The following is a 19,589-nucleotide window of genomic DNA, read 5'->3' as shown; positions in this document are numbered from 1 at the left end:
CGAGGTCTTGAGGGCCCGATCGCGGCGACCACGCTTTTACGCGATCCGCGTTTACGCATTTTTAAGTCTGGCTTAATTCTTTGCTGTAACCATGAGGCACAACATCCCCTGTTGAAGCCGCCAGAACATCGGCGGCGCTTTTTCCCCGGGGTGTCGACGACGCGCCAGAAGATGGACTGCAGGCCCGCGAAGAAGGAGTCAAATCATGGTTGAAGACACGGTATTCGAGCATCTGCGCACCATGCCCGGCAACGACTGGGTCAGCCAGATTCGCTCATGCAAGGTCTCGGACCCGCTGCAGCATCCTTGGGGTCGCTCATACCGGCTCGTCGAATGGACCATGAAGCACACGCCCGCATCGAGCCGCCGGGTGGTGCCCGCCGAGAGCACGCCGCTTGAAATCGCTCAGGCCGTCGTGTCGCACGTGCCGGGCCGCCGTTTCTGCCAGGACGGCAACGAATGACACGCTAGCGCGCCGAGCATTCGTCGCGCTAACCGCGCGTGGCGATCGATGCGCAGTAGTCCAACGCATCGTCCAGCCGATCGTTGCCCCAGAACATTTCATCGCCGACAAAAAACATCGGTGCGCCGAAAATCCCTCGGGCCGCGGCTGCCGCGGTCTGTTCACGCAAGCGCAGTTTGTTCGCGTCGCTTTGCGCTTCGGCGATGATCTCCTGCGCCGGCAAACCCAGTTCATCGAGCGCTTCGCTCACTACCTCCATCGAACCGATATCGCGGTCATGCGCGAAGTTCAACTGCATGATCTTGCGGCAGTAGGCGGCGATCCATTCGCGATCCGCGCCGAGCAGCGCCACGCGCATCGCAAGAAGCGCGGCGCGCGGGAACGTGGTGGGACGCGTCAGGGCGATGCCGTATTTGCGGCATTGCCGTTCCATGTCCTTCCACACGTACGCGCCCTTCTCCTTCTGCAGCACGAATGGCGAATTGTCGAAACCGAGGTCGCGAAAGACCGGCCCTAGCAAGAAGGGACGCCACAGAATCCGCACGCCTCGCGACGCAGCTTCGACTTCGATGCGCATGACACTGAGGTAGCTGTAGTTGCTGCCGAAGTCGAACCAGAACTCGATTTCCGATGCAGGCGTGGGCACGCGCGTTGCTGCCTCGTTCATCTTCCCCCCTCCAGTCATGCGTAGCCGGACAGCGCTTAGGTCTTGCAAAGCTTAACAGTCGTGCGGCGCGCTTGTCCCTATGATGGCCCTTCACACCGCTACGCCAGATGCTCATAACATGAACTATCCCTACGACATTCTCACCGCCGCGTGTCTTTTCATCATCGTCGTTTCCACCTCCATCATGCTCGCGCTGTCCTGATGAGCGATTCACACCCTCTCCCACGGAGTGGGTGAACCCGCGAACGCGCTCTACACGTTTCCGTAAAAAGACGGGATATACTGTACATATATACAGTATTTTTATCTGAGCAATGCGCCTCCCACCCTTCGAACCTCCCACGCTCGCCGAGTTGCGCGCCTGGTGGCGCACGCGCGACGAGCAGGCCGTCCAGCGGCTCATCCTCGAAATCCAGCGGCAGCGACTTACGCTGCTGGAACTGCGCAACCTGATCGACTGCGGCGTCCAGCAGGCGCGCGCCGTGGACCGCACGCTCGTCGAGCGCGGCGAACCGTTGATGACGCTGCGCATCAGGATCGCGCAGGAAGTGCTGCGTGTCGGCGACATCGACGATACGCGGCAGCTAAGCCGCGCCGAACAGGAAAGGCTCGCGGTTCGCACCGAAGGTCAGATGGAATACGCGCGCGAAGGCCGTCTCAGGCGACAGCGCCGCAATATCTAGCGAACGCGGCGGCCTCGCTGGCGCTGTGACGAACCGGGGCCGCGCGGATCGATCAACGCGTTTGCGTGGCCACCCGCAGACCGAGCGAAATGAACAGCACGCCGATAATCTTGTTCTGCCAGCGCGTCAGCCACGTCAGGCGCTTGACGAATTTGCCCAGCGGACGAATCGTCAACACGATCAGTGTCGTGTAAAGCGCGCTCATGCCGACAAAGATGAGGCCAAGCGTGGTGAACTGCAGAAACGTGGAGCCGTGTTCGGGACGAACGAACTGCGGCAGAAAGGCGAGAAAAAACAGCGCTGTCTTGGGATTCAGCACTTCGGCGGGAATCGCCTGAAAGAAGGCTTTCGAGGACGAGACCGGCGCGACGGCCGGCATATGCGCGCTTGCCTGTTTCTCGCGCAATGCGCGAATGCCCAGATAAACCAGGTAGGCCGCGCCGACGAACTTCACTGCGTTGAAGGCGAGCGCCGAAGTCATCAGCAGCGCCGAGAGGCCAACCGAGGCGCCCAGCGTATGAATGAAGTCGCCAACCGCGATACCGAGGCCGGTGAGAATACCGGCCTTGCGCCCGCCATGCACGGTGCGCGTCAACACCAGCAGCACGGCCGGACCCGGAATCAGAAACAGCCCGAGTACAACGGCTACAAAAGTCCCTAACGTGGATAGGTCAAGCATGTCGTCTCCTGGTGACGCGCTGGTTTCAGCGGACAGCTGCGCGCGTTTAGCAGAAGATTGTAGACGAACGCGCGATTTCTGATTGGCGCGCACGTGCGTGCCGCTTGGCGCATTACCATGACTGACACGATAAACGCGCGGCGATGGGTCGGCACAGTCCATGCCGGAAACCAGCCGAGCCAGCCGAGCACGGTCGTCCGGGAGATAGTCCGTCAGCGAGTCGTCGATCCGTTACCATGGCGGGCGTAAGACCGCGCGCGGTCAGCGTTTTCCATTCACCGAAGTCTTTGCCTTGCCCACTTACACCCTTCCCGCGGCGTTGAGCGCGGAACTCGAGATTCGCAAGAGCCGATTCATTGCGTACGCGCTACCGGTCGCCGACCGCGACGCCGCGATGGCCGAATTGCGGCGCCTGCGCGGCGAGCATCCTGCCGCCACGCATGTCTGCTGGGCGCTGCTGGCAGGCGGCCAGTCCGGCATGTCCGACGACGGCGAGCCCTCCGGCACCGCCGGCCGGCCGATTCTCGAAGTGTTGCGGCATCACGATCTGGACGGCGTGCTGGCCGCTGTCGTGCGCTATTACGGCGGCGTGAAACTCGGCGCCGGCGGCCTCGTGCGTGCATACACCGATGCGATCGCCTCGGCGCTGCTGGATGCGCCGCGCGTCGAGCGGATTGCACAGGTTTCGCTGATCGTCGAGGTGAGTTATGCCGACGAGGCGAAAGTGCGCCGATGGATCGACGCCGAAGGCTACGCGCTCGCGGACAGCGCCTACGCGATGCTGGTGAAGATGACGATCCGTTTGCCCATCAACGCGGTCGACGATGCCCAGCGAGCGTTGGTGGATATGACTCAAGGGAAAGCCGGGTTCTTCTGACAGCTTCGCGTGTTTCTTCCTTGCGAGAGGCAGAGCGCTCCCGGAATAAGAGATGCATGAGTCCGGGCCGCTGTTACCATGTCATTTATTCCCCGGATTGACTCAATTTAAAAGGGTAACTCCTCTGACCTCGACCGCCGCTTTTTCCAGCACAGCGACTGAGTCGCCGCATCGGAGCGCGTCTGTGCCGCAGTCGCTCAACTCCATGCGTTCGCCGTTGACATCGACCGTGCTAAAGGGATGCGGCACGATCGCGCTGCCGTTGATGCTCTCCGCCTGCTCGTGGTCGTGGTTCGGCCTGAATAGCTCGCCGCGCGCGGTGGCGCATCCGACCGGCTGGCTCAGCGTCGCCCCTGCCCGTGACTTCGCCTATATGCCGGCTCGCAGCGGACAAGTGTCGCCGAACCGCATCGAAAACACGGCGATGACGGGCATCGTGCTCAAGAACGATATCAATGAAACCGTGCGCAACGGCATTGTGAACAGTCTACGGATCGCCGGCTTTCATCTCGACGCAGGCGAGCGGGTTCTCAGCGGCAGCATCGAGAAATTCACTGTGGATGACACGCGCTCGCCGGCGTTATGGACGCTGAAAATGCGTTATGTCGTGACCGACGCCACGACCCAGAAGGTCGTGTTTTCGACCACCAAGACGGTCAAGCAAAAATCGCCGAAGTTCACCAGTAGCACCATCGCTATTGAAGACACGGTCAAGCTGAGCGTCGACGCATTGATTGGCGATCCGGGCTTTGTCAAAGCGGTGAATTAAGCGCGTCGTCGACATCGGGCCGGCCGGGTTCGCTACAATTTGCAGTAGTGTGCCGCGCTCCGTGGCAACCGCGTTCTACCTGCGAGCCGTCATGTCCATCACCGCCTGGCTGTTCTTCCTGCCCGCCTGCTTCGCGATCAATCTCGCGCCCGGGCCCAATAATCTGCTGTCGATCAATGTAGCGGCGCGTCATGGTTTCATGACCGCGTTCGTCGGCGGCATGGGGCGCCTGGTCGCTTTTGCGGCGATGCTCGTGCTTGCCGCAACCGGCCTTGCGGTCGTGTTGCACGCGTCGGAGTGGTTCTTTCTCGCGATCAAGCTGGCCGGCGCGGCTTATCTGATCTGGCTTGCCATTCAGCTTTGGCGTAGCGATGCGCCTACGATCGACACGACGCAGCAGGAAGAGGCATCGCTTGCGCGGGTCGCGCGAAGGGAGTTCCTCGTGGCTGCCGGCAATCCGAAGGCTATTCTGGTGTTTACCGCGTTCTTGCCGCAGTTTGTTGATATTGCGAAGCCGATGCTGCCGCAGTTTGCGGTGCTTGGGGCGAGTTTTCTGGTGTTGGAGTGGTTTGCTATTGCGTTGTATTCGTGGGCGGGGATGTATCTTGGGAAATGGCTGGTGCGTGCCAGGGTAAGGCGTTGGTTCAATCGGTGCTGTGGGGGTTTTCTGGCGGCGATTGGGGTGGGGTTTTTGATGGTGAGGCGGGGATGAGGGGGCTGGCAAATTCGCGGGCGCGACTCGCAAGCATCAGACCTCAAGAACGCCTGTACCCCGCAACAGGATCGAAGTCCCGGCTGTAGCGTTCGAATTCGGGGGTTCTGCATGTTTGTCGCTTGAACGAACGATACCCGGTCGGTGTCGTCGCAAGGAAAGTGCGGAAGAGCTTGGAAAGGCGTCCGCCGCTGCCGATTCCGCATCGACGGGCAATCTTGTCAACCGGGAGGTTGGTCTCAACGAGAAGGCGGCAAGTCATGTCGAGCCGTATCCTCAGCAAATAATCGGACGGGCTCAGGCCCATTTCCATCTTGAAGCGACGCAGGAAGTTCCGTTCGCTCATCGCTGCAACTTGCGCCGCGTCGACTATGGATATTGACTGGTCGCTGTGGGCTTCCAGCCACTGTGCGGCCGCCTGAATTCGCTCAGTCAAAGGAGCAGAGGTGTCTTTGCGAAACATGGCGAACGGTGTTTCGACCAGCGGCGGGGCGTAGGCGGTGATCCGGGCCACGATCTCAGGGCCGAGGTCATCCTGAACAAGGGCTAGCGCCTGTTGCAGAGGGCTTGCGGATCCCTCGGGAAGTGCTGTGCCACACGGCTCCAGACCAACGCCGTTGCTATTGGCATGCCTGCGCCCCCCAACGAACTGTGTGAGTCCAGCCGCCTCTAGCACCAGATTCCCGCCAGCGGTCGGGCATATGTGCCGCGTGCTCTGCGAGGTCAGACGCAGCCAGTTGATCAAACTCACGTCGTGCAGGGTACGGTGAAGGTCTTTGCCGCCTGTAATAAATAGTGCGTGGAGTTCGTCGGACTGCCGACGCGCTTCGACACTCTCGGTGCAGACGAATACCGATGATGAGCTGGCAACTCTCCCCCCCGTTGCCGACAGCAGATGGACGTTATAACGGGTACTGGCGAGCGAACCGGTCTCGAGAAGAGTGTTTGCCGACTCGAATACCTCGATAATTGAAGCCATTTCGGGCAGCGCAAAGCCGTTAAATAGAGCTACTCCAATGTGTTTAACAGCGCTGATTTGTGGCAACACGTGCGACCGCCATCCGCCGGTGTTTTGAACGGTTGAAAAGTTAGGCATTTTGATCCTCGGTAATGCATCAACCAACTCGAGTCGGATTTATCGGTATAGACGTGCGACCGCCTGGCCGCAGTAGGTCGAAGTGAAGGCGAGTGGTTTGCTAAATCACATGCGAGAAGACGGCGAGATGGCCCACATCAACCTTTGACTTTATGCCACCACTCTCAATAACCCGTTTGCAATGCCGCCTGCATACGTAACTTCTCAAAGAGGTCGCATTCTGCCCCCAGTAGGATTGGCCAGGATTAAGAAGCTTCCCAATCGATTGCGGCATTTGTCCGGCTTCCCGCTTTGCTTTCCGCTTCAGCACAGTCTCACTCCAGTGTCTCGGCCGCTCCGCCGTCCATAACCAATCCCTAATGCATCCCCCGACAAACTTTAACTATCTGCAATCGTCCCGCCCCCGTATGCTCGAACAATGACCCGCAAACCGTGCACGGCGAGATACGGCATCGGGCAAGCGACTATTCATCGTCAGAGGAGCGGCATCATGAAGATCTGTGTCTTCGGAGCGGGAGCGATCGGCGGCTTGATGGGTGTGCAACTCGCACGCGCCGGTGCGGATGTGAGTTTCGTCGCGCGCGGTCCGCATCTCGCGGCCATGCGCGAACACGGCGCGCGCCTGATCATGGACGGCGAGACGTTCAGCGCGCCTGTCCGCTGCACGTCCGATCCACGCGAACTCGGTGTGCAGGACTTCGTGATCATTACGCTCAAGGCGCATTCGCTGCCCGGCGTCGTCGATGCAATGCAACCGCTGCTCGGCAAGCACACGGCCATCGTCACGGGTGTCAACGGCATTCCCTATTGGTACTTCTATCAGCACGGCGGCCGCTTCGCCGGCACGCGTCTCGCCAGCGTCGACCCGGACGGCAGCCAATGGACGAAGCTCGGCCCCGAACGGGCGATCGGCTGCGTGCTGTACCCCGCTGCCGAAATCGTCGAACCCGGCGTGATCAAACACGTCTACGGCAAGAAATTCCCGATCGGCGAGCCGAGCGGAGAACGCACGCCGCGCATCCAGCAACTGCACGAGATCATGCAGGCGGCAGGTTTCGAGGCGCCGATTCGCGACAATATCCGCGATGAAATCTGGCTGAAACTATGGGGCAACCTGTGCTTCAACCCGATCAGCGCATTGACGCATGCCACGCTCGACGTGCTCACCAGCGACCCCGGCACGCGTGCGGTATCGCGCACGATGATGCTCGAGGCCAAGCGCATTGCGGATCAATTCGGCGTGCACTTTCGCGTCGACGTGGAAAAGCGTATCGATGGCGCGGGCGCGGTCGGCGCGCACAAGACCTCGACCCTGGTCGATCTGGAGAATCGTCGGCCGATGGAGATCGATCCGCTGTTGACGGTGGTTCAGGAAATGGGGCGCCTCGTCGCCGAGCCCACGCCGACTATCGATGTCGTGCTGGCGCTCATCAAACTGCGTGAACGGATGGCGTTGCAAGGAGATTGAGGCTCAAGAGAGAGCGACAGAAACTCGCTCTCTCTGCCGCATATCGGCAAACGCAAACAAGAAAGGATCGAATGCCAAATGCGTTCGATCCTTTTTTTAACGCTACTGATCGATAGCGAGCCACACTGCCTTGGGTTCAGTGAAGTTTTCAATCGCGACGTCACCGTGTTCGCGACCGAATCCCGAGTCGCCCGATCCTCCCCACGGCAGACGCACATCGGTGTAGCCGTAAGTGTTGATCCACACAGTCCCCGCCTTCAGATCGCGCGCAACCCGATGTACCCGGCCGATGTCCGCACTCCAAACACCCGCGGCGAGGCTATACAACGTGCCATTGGCGATCCTTATCGCGTCGGCTTCGTCGTTGAAGCGAATTACGCTCGCCACCGGCCCGAAGATCTCCTCCTGCGAAATGCGCATTTCATGCTCGACGTTGGCAAACACAGTCGGCTCGACAAAGAAGCCGCGCTCGCCCACCCGCGCGCCGCCGGTTACGAGCGACGCGCCTTCTGAACGACCCGTTTCGACATAGCCCAGCACGGTCTTCATCTGCGCCGCGGAGATAAGCGGCCCCATCGACGTTTCGCGCGACGCCGGATCGCCGACCTTGATCGACTTTGCACGCGCGGCCAGACGCTCGACCACTTCGTCGTACACATCGCGATGGGCGAGAATGCGCGAACCCGCCGAACACACCTGGCCGGTATTGAAGAAAATCCCCGACGCCGCGGCGCGCACCGCGTTGTCGAGATTGGCATCCGGGAAAATCAGGTTCGCCGACTTGCCACCGAGCTCCAGCGTAACGCGCTTGAAATTGCCGGCCGCGCCTTGCAGAATGCCGCGCCCCACGGAGGGCGAGCCCGTGAACGTCACCTTGTCGATGCCGGGATGCGCGACCAGCGCGTCGCCGACCACACGTCCCTTGCCGGTGACGATATTCAGCACGCCCGGCGGCACGCCCGCTTCGAGCGCGAGTTCGCCGATGCGCAGGGCGGTCAGCGGTGTGATCTCCGCGGGCTTGACGATCAGCGTGCAACCGCACGCGAGCGCCGGCGCGATCTTCCACATGCCGATCATCAGCGGGAAATTCCACGGCACGATCGCGGCGACCACGCCGACCGGTTCACGCAACGTGTACGTCAACGCGTCGGGGCGCACCGGCACGACCTGACCGTTGATCTTGTCGCACCAGCCTGCGTAGTATTCGAGCGTATCGATCGCAGCCGGGACGTCCTGGCGCATCACCGCCGCGATCGGCTTGCCGGCGTCGAGGCTTTCGAGCGCGGCGAGTTCCTCGAGATTCGCGCGCATCAGGCCGGCGAGACGCATCAGAATGCGGGCCCGCTCAGCCGTCCGTATGCCGTTCCATACCTTCAATGCGGCGCGCGCCGCGCGCACGGCCGCATCCACGTCGGCGGCGCTGCCTTGCGCAACCAGCGCGATCGGCTCTTCGGTGGCGGGGTTGATGTCGACGGAATATTCGCCGGTGCCGGGCGGCAAGCGCTTGCCGTCAATCAGCAGATCATGGCGCCTGAGGTCGGTTTCAGTTTCCATCATGAAGCTCCTTGCTTGGATGTTGCGTGGGCTGAGTGCTTGCGAGCCGGTTCGGGTAAAAGACGCTGGGGCTCGTGGAGGACGGCGCCGTCGCGCGCAATGGTCGGCTTCGTGTGTATCTGCGAAGCGGACGGCGACACGTCGGTGGCATGTGAAGTCGCGGAGAACTGTGCCCAGGCCGCCGCGGCGTTGGGGCGGAGGGAACGGTTGCGGCGATGCACGAGCAGTGTCGCCAGATTCATCGCGGGCGTGAGCGGCCGGCTGACCAATGATGCGCCTATTGCGGGCCAATGCGTGTCGATGGGCAATATGCCGATGCCGAGCCCCAGTTCGACCATGCGCAGCACCGCCGCGACATGTCCGAGTTCCTGCACCGGCCGGCGCTTTACGCCGTTCGTGTTGAAGGCGAGTTCGAGCGCCGCGCGCACACCCGTGTCGGCGTTCAGCGTGACGAGCGCCCATTCCTGCAACGCGCTCCATCCGACGCTGGCGTGGCGGGCCAGCGGATGCGCGGGCGGCATCACGGCATGGAGCGGCGTCGTGAAAACCGGTTGCGCGTGCAACAGGTCGCCGGCGAGCGGCTCGGCCAGCGAGATCACGCCGAAGTCGACCTCGCCTTGCTCGACACTCGCGAGCACGCCGCTTTGCGGCTGGTCCCTGACGGAAACGGCGAGCTCAGGAAATGCCGCCGCGCATCGCGCGAGTCCCTGCGCCACCCAACTCGACGACAACACCGGATTGCTCGCCAGGACCACCACGCCGGTATGCCCGTCGTAAGCGGCTCGCTCTTCACGCAGCGTCAGTTCGATTTCATCGAGCAGCCGGCCGATTCTTCGCTCGAGGCTCGCGCCCGCATGAGTCAGTTCGACCTGGCGCGTGGTACGGTCGAACAGCTTCAATTCGACGGCTTCTTCGAGTTCGCGCACGCAACGGCTCACCGCCGATTGCGTCAGATCGAACTCACGCGCCGCGCGCGTAAAACTCCGCTCACGCGCAACGGCGACAAACACCTTGAGTTGCTGCAACGAAACATTCATGACGTCACTGCCGGGTGTGGGCCATGTACGCTATTCCCCTGTCTGCTCAGGCCAGTGGCTCAACCGCGACGCCTTGCCGTTGCCGGCAACGGCCAGCACACCCTGCGGCTCATTGTGCGATTCGATCCAGCGCGAGCGCATCGGCGCGAGTATGAATTTCGCCGAGATGCCCGCGGCGATCGTCACGACGGCGGAGACGATGAAGACGAGACTCCAGCCGCCCGTCGCCGACAGTACCGAGGCAATCGGCACCAGCAGCGAAGCCGTGCCCTTGGCGGTGTACAACGTGCCTGCGTTGGCCGCGGCGTATTTGCTACCGAAGGTATCGGCACAGATCGCCGGGAAGATCGAGAAGATTTCGCCCCAGAACAGGAAGATCAACGCAGCGAACGTCATGAACGCATAGGGGTTGGTGCCGTATTGCATCAAGCCGAGCAACGCGAGGCCCTCGCCGATGAAGATCACGAACATCGTGTTTTCGCGGCCGAGCTTGTCGGAGATAAAGCCGCACAGCGGACGCGTAAAGCCGTTGCAGACGTTGTCGATGGAAAGCGTGGCGGTAAGCAGCGGCAAGGTCATGCCGAAGATCGTCATCGGGATGCGTGCGAGGCCCCAGTCTTTCGCGATCGGCCCGATCTGCGCGGTCGCCATCAAACCGCCTGCGGCCACTGCCACGAACGACACGTAGATCACCCAGAACACCGGCGTCTTGATCATCTGCCCCGGCGTGAAGTCGACCTTCGTGACGGCGAACTTCTTCTTCGGTGCGGCTTGCTGGCGCAAGGTCGGTTTCTTCAACAGTAGCGCGAGCGCCAGAATGCATCCACCTTGCAGCATGCCGAAGAAGAAGAACGTGTGCTCATAGCCCGAACGCGTGATCATGTTCGCGATCGGGATCACCGTCACCGCGGCGCCCGCGCCGAAGCCCGCAGCCGTGAGACCCGCGGCAAGTCCGCGCTTGTCGGGAAACCATTTCAACGCATTGCCCACGCACGTGCCGTACACGCCGCCCGCACCGATGCCGGCGATGACCGCGGAGACGTACAGCATCGGCAAGGTCGTGATATACGAATTCATCACCCACGCAATGCCCGCGCAAATGGCGCCAACCGCGACAACGGGCCGTGGTCCGAACCTGTCGACGAGCCAGCCTTCGAGCGGCACGAGCCATGTTTCAGTGAGGATGAAGATCGCGAAGGCGAGTTGAATGGACGCTTCGCCCCAGTGATGCCGCGCGTTCATCGGCGTGACGAACAACGTCCAGGCGTATTGAAGATTGGCCACCAGTGCCATGCACACCATGCCGATGACGAGTTGCCACCAACGGTTCCCCCAAAACGCGCGGGTCGTAGTCTGCTGACTGATATCGTCCATGAGCCTTGTCTCCACTATTTATTGGTGCAACCGGCCAACGTCCCGAAGGAGATCCCCTCGGCGACACGCCGCGCTGTATGCGTCCCACCTTTTGGTTTTGACCCGAAAAGCCGTGCTGTCGGGGAATATTTGATATTTGCGTCTTTAATTCGCCGCTTTAAAAAATAGATCGGCTTAATTCATCGCTTTCCGGGAAGTGCTTTATTCCGATCAATTAATGTTTTTTAACCACGAGGCGCCGGCTGATTTGTCCGAGATGCCTCAAATCCAAGCGTTAACCCGAGCTTTTCGCCAACTTGGCGGGCGGCAATTCCGCTTTCTTATACAGAGCCATGCTAGGGTCATTGCTGAATTACTAATAATTAAAGTTTGTTATTATGTTGATTCACATTTGCTTATACATCGGTCATGACGATGCGGAATGCGACTCTGCGGCAACTGAAGGTTTTCGAAACGGTGGCGCGCCACCTGAGCTTCTCGCGCGCCGCCGAGGAACTGCACCTCACACAGCCGGCCGTCTCCACCCAGGTCCGGCAACTCGAGGAACACGCCGGGCTGCCGCTGTTCGAACAACTCGGCAAAAAAATCTATCTGACGCCGGCCGGCACCGAAATGCTTCACTACAGCCGCGCGATCATCCAGCAATTCCACGAAGTCGACGAAGCGATGAGTCAGCTCAAGGGCGTCTCCGGCGGCAAGCTGAATGTCGCGGTGATCAGCGCCGGCGATTACTTCTTTCCGCGGTTGCTCGCTGAATTCACGCGCCGCTACTCGGGCGTCGTGCTCAATCTCGCCGTGCACAATCGCGAGGAACTGCTGCATCAGCTCGCCACTAACCAGACCGATCTCGCGGTGATGGTGCGCCCGCCGCACGAGACCGACGCGACCAACGAGCCGTTCGCGCCGCACCCTTATGTGATCGTGGCGGCGCCCACGCATCCGCTCGCAAACAAGCGCAACATCAAGTTCAGCCAGTTGGCGAACGAAGCGTTTATCGTGCGGGAGCGCGGCTCGGACACGTGGAATTCGATGGAAGAAGGCTTCGCCGGGCGTCTTGCCAACCTCAAGATCGCCATGGAGATCAAGAGCACCGAGACGATCAAGCAAGCCGTCATCGCGGGCATGGGCATCGCCTTTCTGTCCGCGCATACCATCAGCCTCGAATTGCAGCTCGGCCATCTGGTCGTGCTCGACGTCGAGAGCTTTCCGGTCATGCTCAACTGGTACGTGGTGCATCGCAAGAACAAGCGCCTGCCGCCGGTGGCCGTGGCCTTCAAACGCTTCCTGATGGAGGAAGGCGCGAATCTGATCGAGAAGATCACACGCGTCAAGGAATTGAGCGTGTATAAGCAGTAGGCTATGGAGAACCAATGAAACTTTAACTATTGCGGATTCGTCAGGACTTCTATGCTGCAAGCGAGTTCCATCACTCGTCAGCCCAGGAGGCCGGTCATGAATCACGCTTCGGTTGAGTCTCAGCCCAGCGCGCGCACTGCTCGCGTTGCCGCAATCCATCCCGACGACGCCCACCTGAGCGCGTACAACGCCGCCTTCAGCGACCTCGGCCTGCGCTTCCGCTGGGATCGCGCCACCCTCGACGTGCTCAAGGAATTCAACAGCGAGGCGGCTCGAATTACTGCCTATATCGAACGGTTTCACGCCCATCTGCATCGCGCCTACGATGCGGATTTTCTCGCTCAAATGATTCTGCACAAGAAGACTCAGTACTTCAGCGAGTTCGCCGCGACAGGCGACTGAGGGCGTCGGCGGAATCACGATCCCGAGACGCGCCGCCGTGCCTGCCGTTCGCCGCATGTGTGCATTCATGGCGTGCGCCGTGTTGTAGCGCGAGCCGGCCGGTGGCCGGCGCACGCACGTTGCCGCCGTTCCGTGTTCAGGCCATGGCTCCCATTTCGCCGATGCGGGTAAGCGGCCGTGCGCACATTGCCTTGCGCTACGTCGCGCAATGTCCAAGCCTGCTCTTCCCCACCGTGCCATTCGATTCGTGCCAACAGCCCGCGCTTGCCCATCGTCAAGCTATGGCACCGCGCGGAAAAGGCGAGCGCGCCTGAATCGTGACCATGCTCGTGACTGTCGGAATACTCGCGGCTGAGCATGAGATGCACACCCATCGCACAAGCGAGCGCGCTCATCGCGAGTAGCGCGGCGAGTCCGAATGGCTGCGCGTGTTCCGTCACGAATCCGTAACCGAGCCAACCACACAGCGACAGCGCAAGCAGATTGACGATACCGTGCCCCGGACGCACCACCGCGCCGAACTGCAGCGCACCGCGCAGTTTGCAGAACGCAATGGCCGAGGTGGCAAAGATCAATGCGCCGATGAACACGGCGACATAGAGTTCGATGCGCTCGACATTCGCCTGCGCCGCCGACGACAGATAACGCGCGAAGCCGCCCGACATCACAGCGAGCCCCATGCTGCTGCCCAACAGCGCAACGAGGCGCGGGCGCCGCGTCAAATTGCGCCGGCGCACCAGCCACGCGCCGAGCACCGCGCCCGCCACGGCGGCGCAGACCACACCGTTACTCGCGCCCATGCCGGCTGCGAGAAGCCCCGCGAGCGCGGCGGCCAATGCACCGGCGTGCCAGTCAGGACGGCGCTTCGGTCGCCGTTCGAGCGGCAATTGCCCGACTGCGGCAAGCGCAACGGCCAATACGGAAGCCAACACCACAGCCAGCGAACACCACACGGTACTGTCATACGCTAGCGGCATGCGTGCTTCTCCGTGTCGGAATGCATGGGCGCGATGCCAACGGATCGCGCAACCGGTCAACCGTTCAGACAGCGCCTGCCACGACTGGCTCCGCGCCCGCCGCAGAGCCCGCGCGCGCGACGCTCAAGGTATTGCTCAGCGTGCCGATCCCGTCGACGGTAATCGACACCGTCGCGCCATCCTTGATCGAGCCGACGCCGACCGACGTCCCGCACGCGATCACATCGCCCGGCTCGAGCGCGAGATCCTGCGAGATAAGACTCACCTGTTCGGCGGGCGAGAAAACCATGTCGGCGAGCGGATAGTTCTGCCGCTCCACGCCATCGAGCATCGTGACAAGACGCGCTTGCTGCCAGTCGAAACCGGAGACGATCGCCGGCCCGATACAGCAGAACGTATCGAAGCCCTTCGCCCGGCACCATTGCGGAAAGTGCGGATTTTCATTCAGCAGATCGGCAGCAGTCACATCGTTGACGAGCGTGTAGCCGAAAATCGCTTCGGCCGCCTCTTCGACACTCGCATCGCGGCAGCGCCGCCCGATCACGATGCCGAGTTCGCCTTCATAGACGATCTTGCCGGCGTAGCTGAGCGGCCGCCGGATCGGCTCACCCGAGCCGATCACCGAACCCGCGGGCTTCAACAGGAAAAGCGGGTGCGCCGGCACTGGCTTGTCGAGCTTGGCCGCCAGCGCGTGATAGTTGTTCCACAACGCGACGATCGTGCCGGGCGCGCACGGCGCGAGCGGCGTCAGCGCGCGCGTCGACAGTACGGCGCCGGTCGGCACCGGGTGCTCCAGGCTTTCATACTCGTGCAGGTAGCCACCTTCCACACGGCCGAACACGACGCCGCCGTCGCTCGACATGAACCGCATCCATGTATCCATACGTCGCTCCGTATTTGCCTGGATCAGGCCTAGATCGCACCGGCAGTGCGCAATGCGCTGACCTGTTCAGGCGAATAGCCGAGTTCGGCCATGACTTCGTCGGTATGTTCACCCAGCAACGGTGAGCGCGTGACTTCGGTCGGACTGTCGGACAATTTGATAGGATTACCAACTGTCAGATACTTGCCGCGAGTCGGATGATCCACTTCGACAATCGTGCCGGTTTTGCGCAACGACGGTTCCTCCGCGATCTCCTTCATCGACAGAATCGGTCCGCACGGAATGTCGTACTTGTTGAGAATCTGCATGGCCTCGAACTTGGTCTTCGTCATGGTCCAGCGTTCGATCTCGGCGAAGATGTCCTTCAGATGCGGCAGACGCGCGGCGGGCGTCGCGTAGTTGGGATCCGTGGCCCACTCCTCCTTGCCAATCACGTTGCAGATCTTCGCCCACACCGGCGCCTGCGTGATGAAGTAGATATACGCGTTGGGGTCCGTCTCCCAGCCCTTGCACTTCAGGATCCAGCCCGGCTGACCGCCGCCCGACGCATTGCCCGCGCGCGGCACCGCTTCACCGAACTCTCCGTTCGGATATTGCGGATACTCTTTCATCACGCCGGTGCGTTCGAGCCGCTGCTGATCGCGCAACTTCACGCGGCACAGATTGAGCACGCCGTCCTGCATCGCGGCGAGTACGCGCTGACCGCGTCCGCTGTGCGTGCGCTGATAAAGCGCCGTGACGATACCGAGCGCCAGATGCAAGCCGGTGCCGCTGTCGCCGATCTGCGCGCCCGTCACGACCGGCGGGCCGTCGTCGAAGCCGGTGGTCGAGGCCGCGCCGCCCGCGCATTGCGCGACATTCTCGTAGACCTTGCAGTCCTCGTACGGCCCAGGGCCGAAGCCCTTCACCGACGCGACGATCATGCGCGGATTCAACTCCTGAATCCGCTCCCACGTGAAGCCCATGCGGTCCAGCGCGCCCGGCGCGAAGTTCTCGACGAGCACGTCGCATTTCTGGATCAGCGCTTCGAGCACCTGCTTGCCTTCAGGGTTCTTCGTATCGATCGTGACGGAACGCTTGTTGTGGTTGAGCATCGTGAAGTAGAGGCTGTCCACATCGGGAATATCGCGCAACTGCTCACGCGTGATGTCGCCCGCGCCCGCCCGCTCCACCTTGATCACGTCCGCGCCGAACCATGCAAGCAGTTGCGTGCAGGTGGGCCCGGATTGCACATGCGTGAAGTCGAGAATGCGCACACCGTCGAGTGCTTTGCTCATGTCCTGTCTCCTGAAGGGTGCGTCTTATTTGTCCGTGCTTTGGTTTTTGGTGCCCGGCGCATATCCGCGTGGGTCGAACCTGGTGTTCCCGACCGCAGAACGGCCGGTGCGACGAGTCGCTTCGCGAGCGCGGGGCAATGTGCCGGCAGCGTGCGCCTTCTGCTCGAGCGTGGGGTCGCGCATCGTGATGCCCGTGGCTGGTGAATGCGGGGATGACGCAACTGCGGACATGGTCGGCTCCTGGGTCGATCGGTTGCGCAAGGGTGGTCGACGGAGGCGCACGCTTCGAAAAACGTCCGCGACATTGACGTCCGGCTGCCCTTGCTCCATACCGTATGTGATATATCACATTCAATCAAGCTGGATTTCTACGTACTCGTAACGGGCTATCTGCTTCTCTTACTTGTCTGCTGAGGCGTTACAGCGAAAAAGTGCCGACGGTTTCGGGGTTTGGTTGAGGGAAAACACCGAGTCGCTCTAATCTCTCGCGTCATTTGATATATCACATACCATATTTTTAAGACCGTCAAGCGAGGTTAATCCCGCATCGCGCGCACGGCCCCGTGCACGTTGGTTTGGCGGTAAACAAAAAAAAAAGCCCGCGGCGTTTCCACCGCGGGCCCTTCTTGTTCAACTCGCCGGTCAGACGCCACCTGGGCAGGCAGCCGTCAGTCCAGAAAATCGCAATTCGCCTCGACGAACGCGGCCAGATCCAGCGAATGCTGGCGCGTGAGACGCTCGGCCAGTTCGGTATCCCGCTGCTCCAGCGCCTCGATAATGCGCAGATGATCGACGATCGAGCGCGACGCGCGGTCGCTCTGCGAAATGGTCATGCGGCGAATCGCGCGCACGTGGATGAAGATGTTCTTGATCGTGTCGAGAATGATCTGCGACTTGGACAACTCGACGATCGCCTGGTGAAACGCGATGTTGGCGTCCGAATACTCGGCGATGTGCTCAGCCGGCGTGGCGTCGCGGAAGTTGTCGAACATGTGACGCAGACGGGCGATTTCCTCGTCCGTGGCGTGCAATGTGGCAAGACGCGCCGCCATGCTTTCGAGCGCGGCCCACATCTGGATCATCTCGACGATTTCACGCTTGCTCTTGCGCACGATATAGATGCCGCGCCGCGGCACCATGCGCAGAAAACCTTCCTGTTCGAGCAGCGTCATGGCCTCGCGCACCGGCGTGCGGCTGACGCCGAGCGACTCGCTCAACACCCGCTCGTCGAGCCGGATTTCTTCGCGGTTCTGGTAGATGTCCGCGTCGGCGATGGCCTGACGGAGCATCGCATATGCCTGATCGCGTAAGCTCGCGCTCGCGCCGATCGGCTGCAATGACAACGTCAACGGTGTGGCCACTGCTTCAGTTTGAAGTTCTGACGACATTCATCGCCTCTTGTTGAACATGCGCACGATACGGCGTTGCCACTGCCGCGCGTTGCTCGCCGAGACCGACGAAGCGGCCATGTTGCGCTGCAAGCTGGGCGACCTGCCGCGGAATCCAGCGGGTCAACAGCACAGTGGCGGCTGAGCCTAAACCAACAACAGCAACGGCGAACAGCGAGAGAGGAACAAATTCCATTTGTAACTCCGAATGATTGAGTGAAGGAATGACTCAATCATATGCTGCAGTGCCGCAAAAATCAATATTCCGTATGTAGTATATCAGTAACTGTTGTTTTAGGATTACATCCTCACGGTAGCACGGGCTGCTCCTTGGTGGTTCGTCGCAATGCATGCACGCGCGGCGCTCGGTGTAAACGCGCAAAACGCGCGCTATGCGCGCAGTTGCGTTCGATGATCGCGCAATTTCGAACGCATGCGGATTGTGGGATCGGCTCCGCATCATTAACCTTCGCACATCCTGCAATCGCTCGCGAGCGGCCACAGCCTGTGGCCGCCGCGCGACCTCAGCAGCCCGAGAGTTTCAAGGAGACATTGTCATGAGCACCACCCTCCCGACGGCCGCCACGGTCGACAACCGCAAAGCGCGCAGCCAGGCCCGCCAGGCGGCGGTCGGCAGCTTTGTCGGCGCCGTGGTCGACTGGTACGACTTCCTGCTGTACGGCATCGTCGCCGCGCTCGTTTTCAACTCCGAGTTTTTCCCCAAGGTCAGCCCGGCGATGGGTACGCTCGCCGCCTTCGCCACCTTCGGCGTCGGCTTTCTGTTCCGTCCTCTCGGCGGCTTCGTGTTCGGACACTACGGCGACCGGCTCGGACGCAAGCGCATGCTGGTGCTCACGGTGATGATGATGGGCCTGTCGACCGCCGCGATCGGCCTGCTGCCGTCGTTCGCCACCATCGGCTGGTGGGCGCCGGTGCTGCTCGTGACCTTGCGTGCGATCCAGGGCTTCGCGGTCGGCGGCGAATGGGGCGGCGCGGCGTTGATGGCGGTCGAAAGCGCGCCGGAGAAGAAGAAAGCGTTCTACAGCAGCGGCGTGCAGGTCGGCTACGGCGTGGGTCTCGTGCTCTCGACCGGACTGGTCGCGCTGATCAGCCGTTCAATGGACAACGCCTCGTTCCTGAGCTGGGGCTGGCGCCTGCCCTTCCTGTTCAGCGTGGTGCTGGTGCTGATCGCGCTATGGATCCGCTCGAGCATGGAAGAGTCGAAGGAGTTCGTCGAGAAAGTCGGCAAGCACGGTGAACGCAGCGTGCGCCTGCCGATCGTCGAAGCCTTGCTGCGGCATCCGAAGGCGTTCCTGCTGATCATCGCGCTGCGTCTCGCCGAGTTGTTCACGATGTATATCGTGACCGCATTCGCACTGAATTACTCGACGGCGAATCTGCACATGCCGCGCGAGTTCTTCCTCACCATCGGTCTGTTGGTCGGCGCGCTGAGCTGCGTGACAATTCCGTGCTTCGCGTTGCTGGCGGACCGTTTCGGCCGCCGTCGCGTGTATATCGCCGGCGCGCTGGTCGGCATGCTGAGCGCGATACCGTTCTTTCTTGCGCTCGAAGCACGCTCGACGGTGTGGATCGTGGTGTTCGCCGTCATGCTCGCGAACATCGCGCACGACATGGTGGTCAGCGTGCAGCAGCCGATGTTCACCGAACTGTTCGGCACCGAGTATCGCTACAGCGGCGCGGGTGTGGGTTATCAGGTGGCGAGCGTGGTCGGCGGCGGCTTCACGCCGTTCATCGCGGTCGCGCTGGTGAGCTTTGCCGGCGGCTCGTGGCATCCGGTGGCCGCGTACCTGGCCGTCGGCTGCCTGATCTCGGTGCTCGTGGCGGCCAGAATGAAGACCGGGCGTACCATCGCCTGAGTTTCCCTCGATCACTGATAAGCGGGCCGGCGGGGCGAAATGTGCCACGG

At 61.5% G+C, this 19,589-nt stretch carries 21 protein-coding genes; 10 read left to right on the top strand and 11 right to left on the bottom strand.

What is annotated here, in order from left to right; genetic code table 11:
- Nucleotides 1-205 precede the first annotated feature (205 nt).
- Nucleotides 206-463: a DUF2866 domain-containing protein gene (locus PQR32_RS00175; protein ID WP_408221572.1), complete on the top strand. Its 258-nt coding sequence runs from the start codon at nucleotides 206-208 to the stop codon at nucleotides 461-463.
- Nucleotides 464-491: 28 nt separating this feature from the next.
- On the opposite strand, the gene PQR32_RS00170 is transcribed toward PQR32_RS00175, so the two are convergent.
- Nucleotides 492-1,130 carry a 2-hydroxychromene-2-carboxylate isomerase gene (locus PQR32_RS00170; RefSeq protein ID WP_408221571.1) on the bottom strand — a complete coding sequence of 213 codons (639 nt, stop codon included), beginning with the start codon at nucleotides 1,128-1,130 and terminating at the stop codon, nucleotides 492-494.
- 79 nt (nucleotides 1,131-1,209) lie between these two features.
- On the opposite strand from PQR32_RS00170, the gene PQR32_RS00165 reads away from it, so the two are divergent.
- Both PQR32_RS00165 and PQR32_RS00160 read left to right on the top strand, forming a co-directional pair.
- Nucleotides 1,210-1,332 (top strand): hypothetical protein, encoded by a 123-nt coding sequence (locus tag PQR32_RS00165; RefSeq protein WP_408221570.1) that lies wholly within the window; start codon nucleotides 1,210-1,212, stop codon nucleotides 1,330-1,332.
- A gap of 151 nt (nucleotides 1,333-1,483) precedes the next feature.
- Nucleotides 1,484-1,813, top strand: a complete 330-nt coding sequence (locus tag PQR32_RS00160) for a hypothetical protein (protein WP_408221569.1) — start codon at nucleotides 1,484-1,486, stop codon at nucleotides 1,811-1,813.
- 52 nt (nucleotides 1,814-1,865) lie between these two features.
- On the opposite strand, the gene PQR32_RS00155 is transcribed toward PQR32_RS00160, so the two are convergent.
- The gene (locus tag PQR32_RS00155) at nucleotides 1,866-2,492 is read right to left on the bottom strand and encodes a LysE family translocator (RefSeq protein WP_408221568.1); all 627 of its coding nucleotides are present in this window, start codon (nucleotides 2,490-2,492) and stop codon (nucleotides 1,866-1,868) included.
- Nucleotides 2,493-2,784: 292 nt separating this feature from the next.
- Here PQR32_RS00155 and PQR32_RS00150 point away from each other — a divergent pair, with 292 nt between their 5' ends.
- The 3 genes from PQR32_RS00150 (at nucleotide 2,785) to PQR32_RS00140 (ending at nucleotide 4,850) form a co-directional block, all read left to right on the top strand.
- Nucleotides 2,785-3,369: an IMPACT family protein gene (locus PQR32_RS00150; RefSeq protein ID WP_408221567.1), complete on the top strand. Its 585-nt coding sequence runs from the start codon at nucleotides 2,785-2,787 to the stop codon at nucleotides 3,367-3,369.
- Between the two features lie 229 nt (nucleotides 3,370-3,598).
- Nucleotides 3,599-4,138, top strand: a complete 540-nt coding sequence (locus PQR32_RS00145) for a hypothetical protein (protein ID WP_408221946.1) — start codon at nucleotides 3,599-3,601, stop codon at nucleotides 4,136-4,138.
- 91 nt (nucleotides 4,139-4,229) lie between these two features.
- Nucleotides 4,230-4,850, top strand: a complete 621-nt coding sequence (locus tag PQR32_RS00140) for a LysE family translocator (protein WP_408221566.1) — start codon at nucleotides 4,230-4,232, stop codon at nucleotides 4,848-4,850.
- Between the two features lie 43 nt (nucleotides 4,851-4,893).
- Here PQR32_RS00140 and PQR32_RS00135 read toward each other — a convergent pair whose 3' ends face one another.
- Nucleotides 4,894-5,946: a GlxA family transcriptional regulator gene (locus PQR32_RS00135; protein ID WP_408221565.1), complete on the bottom strand. Its 1,053-nt coding sequence runs from the start codon at nucleotides 5,944-5,946 to the stop codon at nucleotides 4,894-4,896.
- Nucleotides 5,947-6,436: 490 nt separating this feature from the next.
- Between PQR32_RS00135 and PQR32_RS00130 the strand changes: the two genes are divergently transcribed.
- Entirely contained in the window at nucleotides 6,437-7,414 is a 978-nt protein-coding gene (locus PQR32_RS00130) for a 2-dehydropantoate 2-reductase (RefSeq protein WP_408221564.1), read from the top strand.
- 102 nt (nucleotides 7,415-7,516) lie between these two features.
- Here the strand turns inward: PQR32_RS00130 and PQR32_RS00125 are convergent, their stop codons facing one another.
- Genes PQR32_RS00125 through oxlT form a run of 3 tightly spaced genes read right to left on the bottom strand, consistent with a single transcriptional unit; the run spans nucleotide 7,517 to nucleotide 11,379 of the window.
- The gene (locus PQR32_RS00125) at nucleotides 7,517-8,968 is read right to left on the bottom strand and encodes an aldehyde dehydrogenase family protein (RefSeq protein WP_408221945.1); all 1,452 of its coding nucleotides are present in this window, start codon (nucleotides 8,966-8,968) and stop codon (nucleotides 7,517-7,519) included.
- Nucleotides 8,968-10,005 (bottom strand): LysR family transcriptional regulator, encoded by a 1,038-nt coding sequence (locus PQR32_RS00120; protein WP_408221563.1) that lies wholly within the window; start codon nucleotides 10,003-10,005, stop codon nucleotides 8,968-8,970. Before PQR32_RS00120 ends, PQR32_RS00125 begins: the two co-directional genes overlap by 1 nt.
- Before the next feature lie 30 nt (nucleotides 10,006-10,035).
- Nucleotides 10,036-11,379, bottom strand: coding sequence for an oxalate/formate MFS antiporter (oxlT, locus tag PQR32_RS00115; RefSeq protein WP_408221562.1), 1,344 nt, complete (start codon nucleotides 11,377-11,379; stop codon nucleotides 10,036-10,038).
- 408 nt (nucleotides 11,380-11,787) lie between these two features.
- On the opposite strand from oxlT, the gene PQR32_RS00110 reads away from it, so the two are divergent.
- Together PQR32_RS00110 and PQR32_RS00105 are read left to right on the top strand one after the other, a co-directional pair.
- The gene (locus PQR32_RS00110) at nucleotides 11,788-12,735 is read left to right on the top strand and encodes a LysR family transcriptional regulator (protein WP_012427868.1); all 948 of its coding nucleotides are present in this window, start codon (nucleotides 11,788-11,790) and stop codon (nucleotides 12,733-12,735) included.
- 96 nt (nucleotides 12,736-12,831) lie between these two features.
- Nucleotides 12,832-13,137 carry an HAD family hydrolase gene (locus tag PQR32_RS00105; protein ID WP_408221561.1) on the top strand — a complete coding sequence of 102 codons (306 nt, stop codon included), beginning with the start codon at nucleotides 12,832-12,834 and terminating at the stop codon, nucleotides 13,135-13,137.
- A gap of 65 nt (nucleotides 13,138-13,202) precedes the next feature.
- On the opposite strand, the gene PQR32_RS00100 is transcribed toward PQR32_RS00105, so the two are convergent.
- The 5 genes from PQR32_RS00100 to PQR32_RS00080 all read right to left on the bottom strand — a co-directional run bounded on the left by PQR32_RS00100 (nucleotide 13,203) and on the right by PQR32_RS00080 (nucleotide 17,858).
- The gene (locus tag PQR32_RS00100) at nucleotides 13,203-14,114 is read right to left on the bottom strand and encodes an NAD(P)(+) transhydrogenase (Re/Si-specific) subunit beta (RefSeq protein WP_408221560.1); all 912 of its coding nucleotides are present in this window, start codon (nucleotides 14,112-14,114) and stop codon (nucleotides 13,203-13,205) included.
- Nucleotides 14,115-14,178: 64 nt separating this feature from the next.
- Nucleotides 14,179-14,997: a fumarylacetoacetate hydrolase family protein gene (locus PQR32_RS00095; RefSeq protein ID WP_408221559.1), complete on the bottom strand. Its 819-nt coding sequence runs from the start codon at nucleotides 14,995-14,997 to the stop codon at nucleotides 14,179-14,181.
- Nucleotides 14,998-15,026: 29 nt separating this feature from the next.
- Nucleotides 15,027-16,274, bottom strand: coding sequence for a formyl-CoA transferase (gene frc / locus PQR32_RS00090; RefSeq protein WP_106282483.1), 1,248 nt, complete (start codon nucleotides 16,272-16,274; stop codon nucleotides 15,027-15,029).
- A 668-nt stretch (nucleotides 16,275-16,942) separates the two neighbouring features.
- Entirely contained in the window at nucleotides 16,943-17,662 is a 720-nt protein-coding gene (locus tag PQR32_RS00085; protein ID WP_011491078.1) for a GntR family transcriptional regulator, read from the bottom strand.
- Nucleotides 17,640-17,858 carry a hypothetical protein gene (locus PQR32_RS00080; RefSeq protein WP_408221558.1) on the bottom strand — a complete coding sequence of 73 codons (219 nt, stop codon included), beginning with the start codon at nucleotides 17,856-17,858 and terminating at the stop codon, nucleotides 17,640-17,642. Before PQR32_RS00080 ends, PQR32_RS00085 begins: the two co-directional genes overlap by 23 nt.
- Nucleotides 17,859-18,219: 361 nt before the next feature.
- Between PQR32_RS00080 and shiA the strand changes: the two genes are divergently transcribed.
- The gene (shiA, locus tag PQR32_RS00075; protein ID WP_408221557.1) at nucleotides 18,220-19,539 is read left to right on the top strand and encodes a shikimate transporter; all 1,320 of its coding nucleotides are present in this window, start codon (nucleotides 18,220-18,222) and stop codon (nucleotides 19,537-19,539) included.
- Nucleotides 19,540-19,589: the final 50 nt, after the last annotated feature.

Source organism: Paraburkholderia dipogonis (genome assembly GCF_046027395.1).
Classification (GTDB): Bacteria; Pseudomonadota; Gammaproteobacteria; order Burkholderiales; family Burkholderiaceae; genus Paraburkholderia; species Paraburkholderia dipogonis_A.
This window is presented reverse-complemented; position numbering and strand designations above follow the sequence as displayed.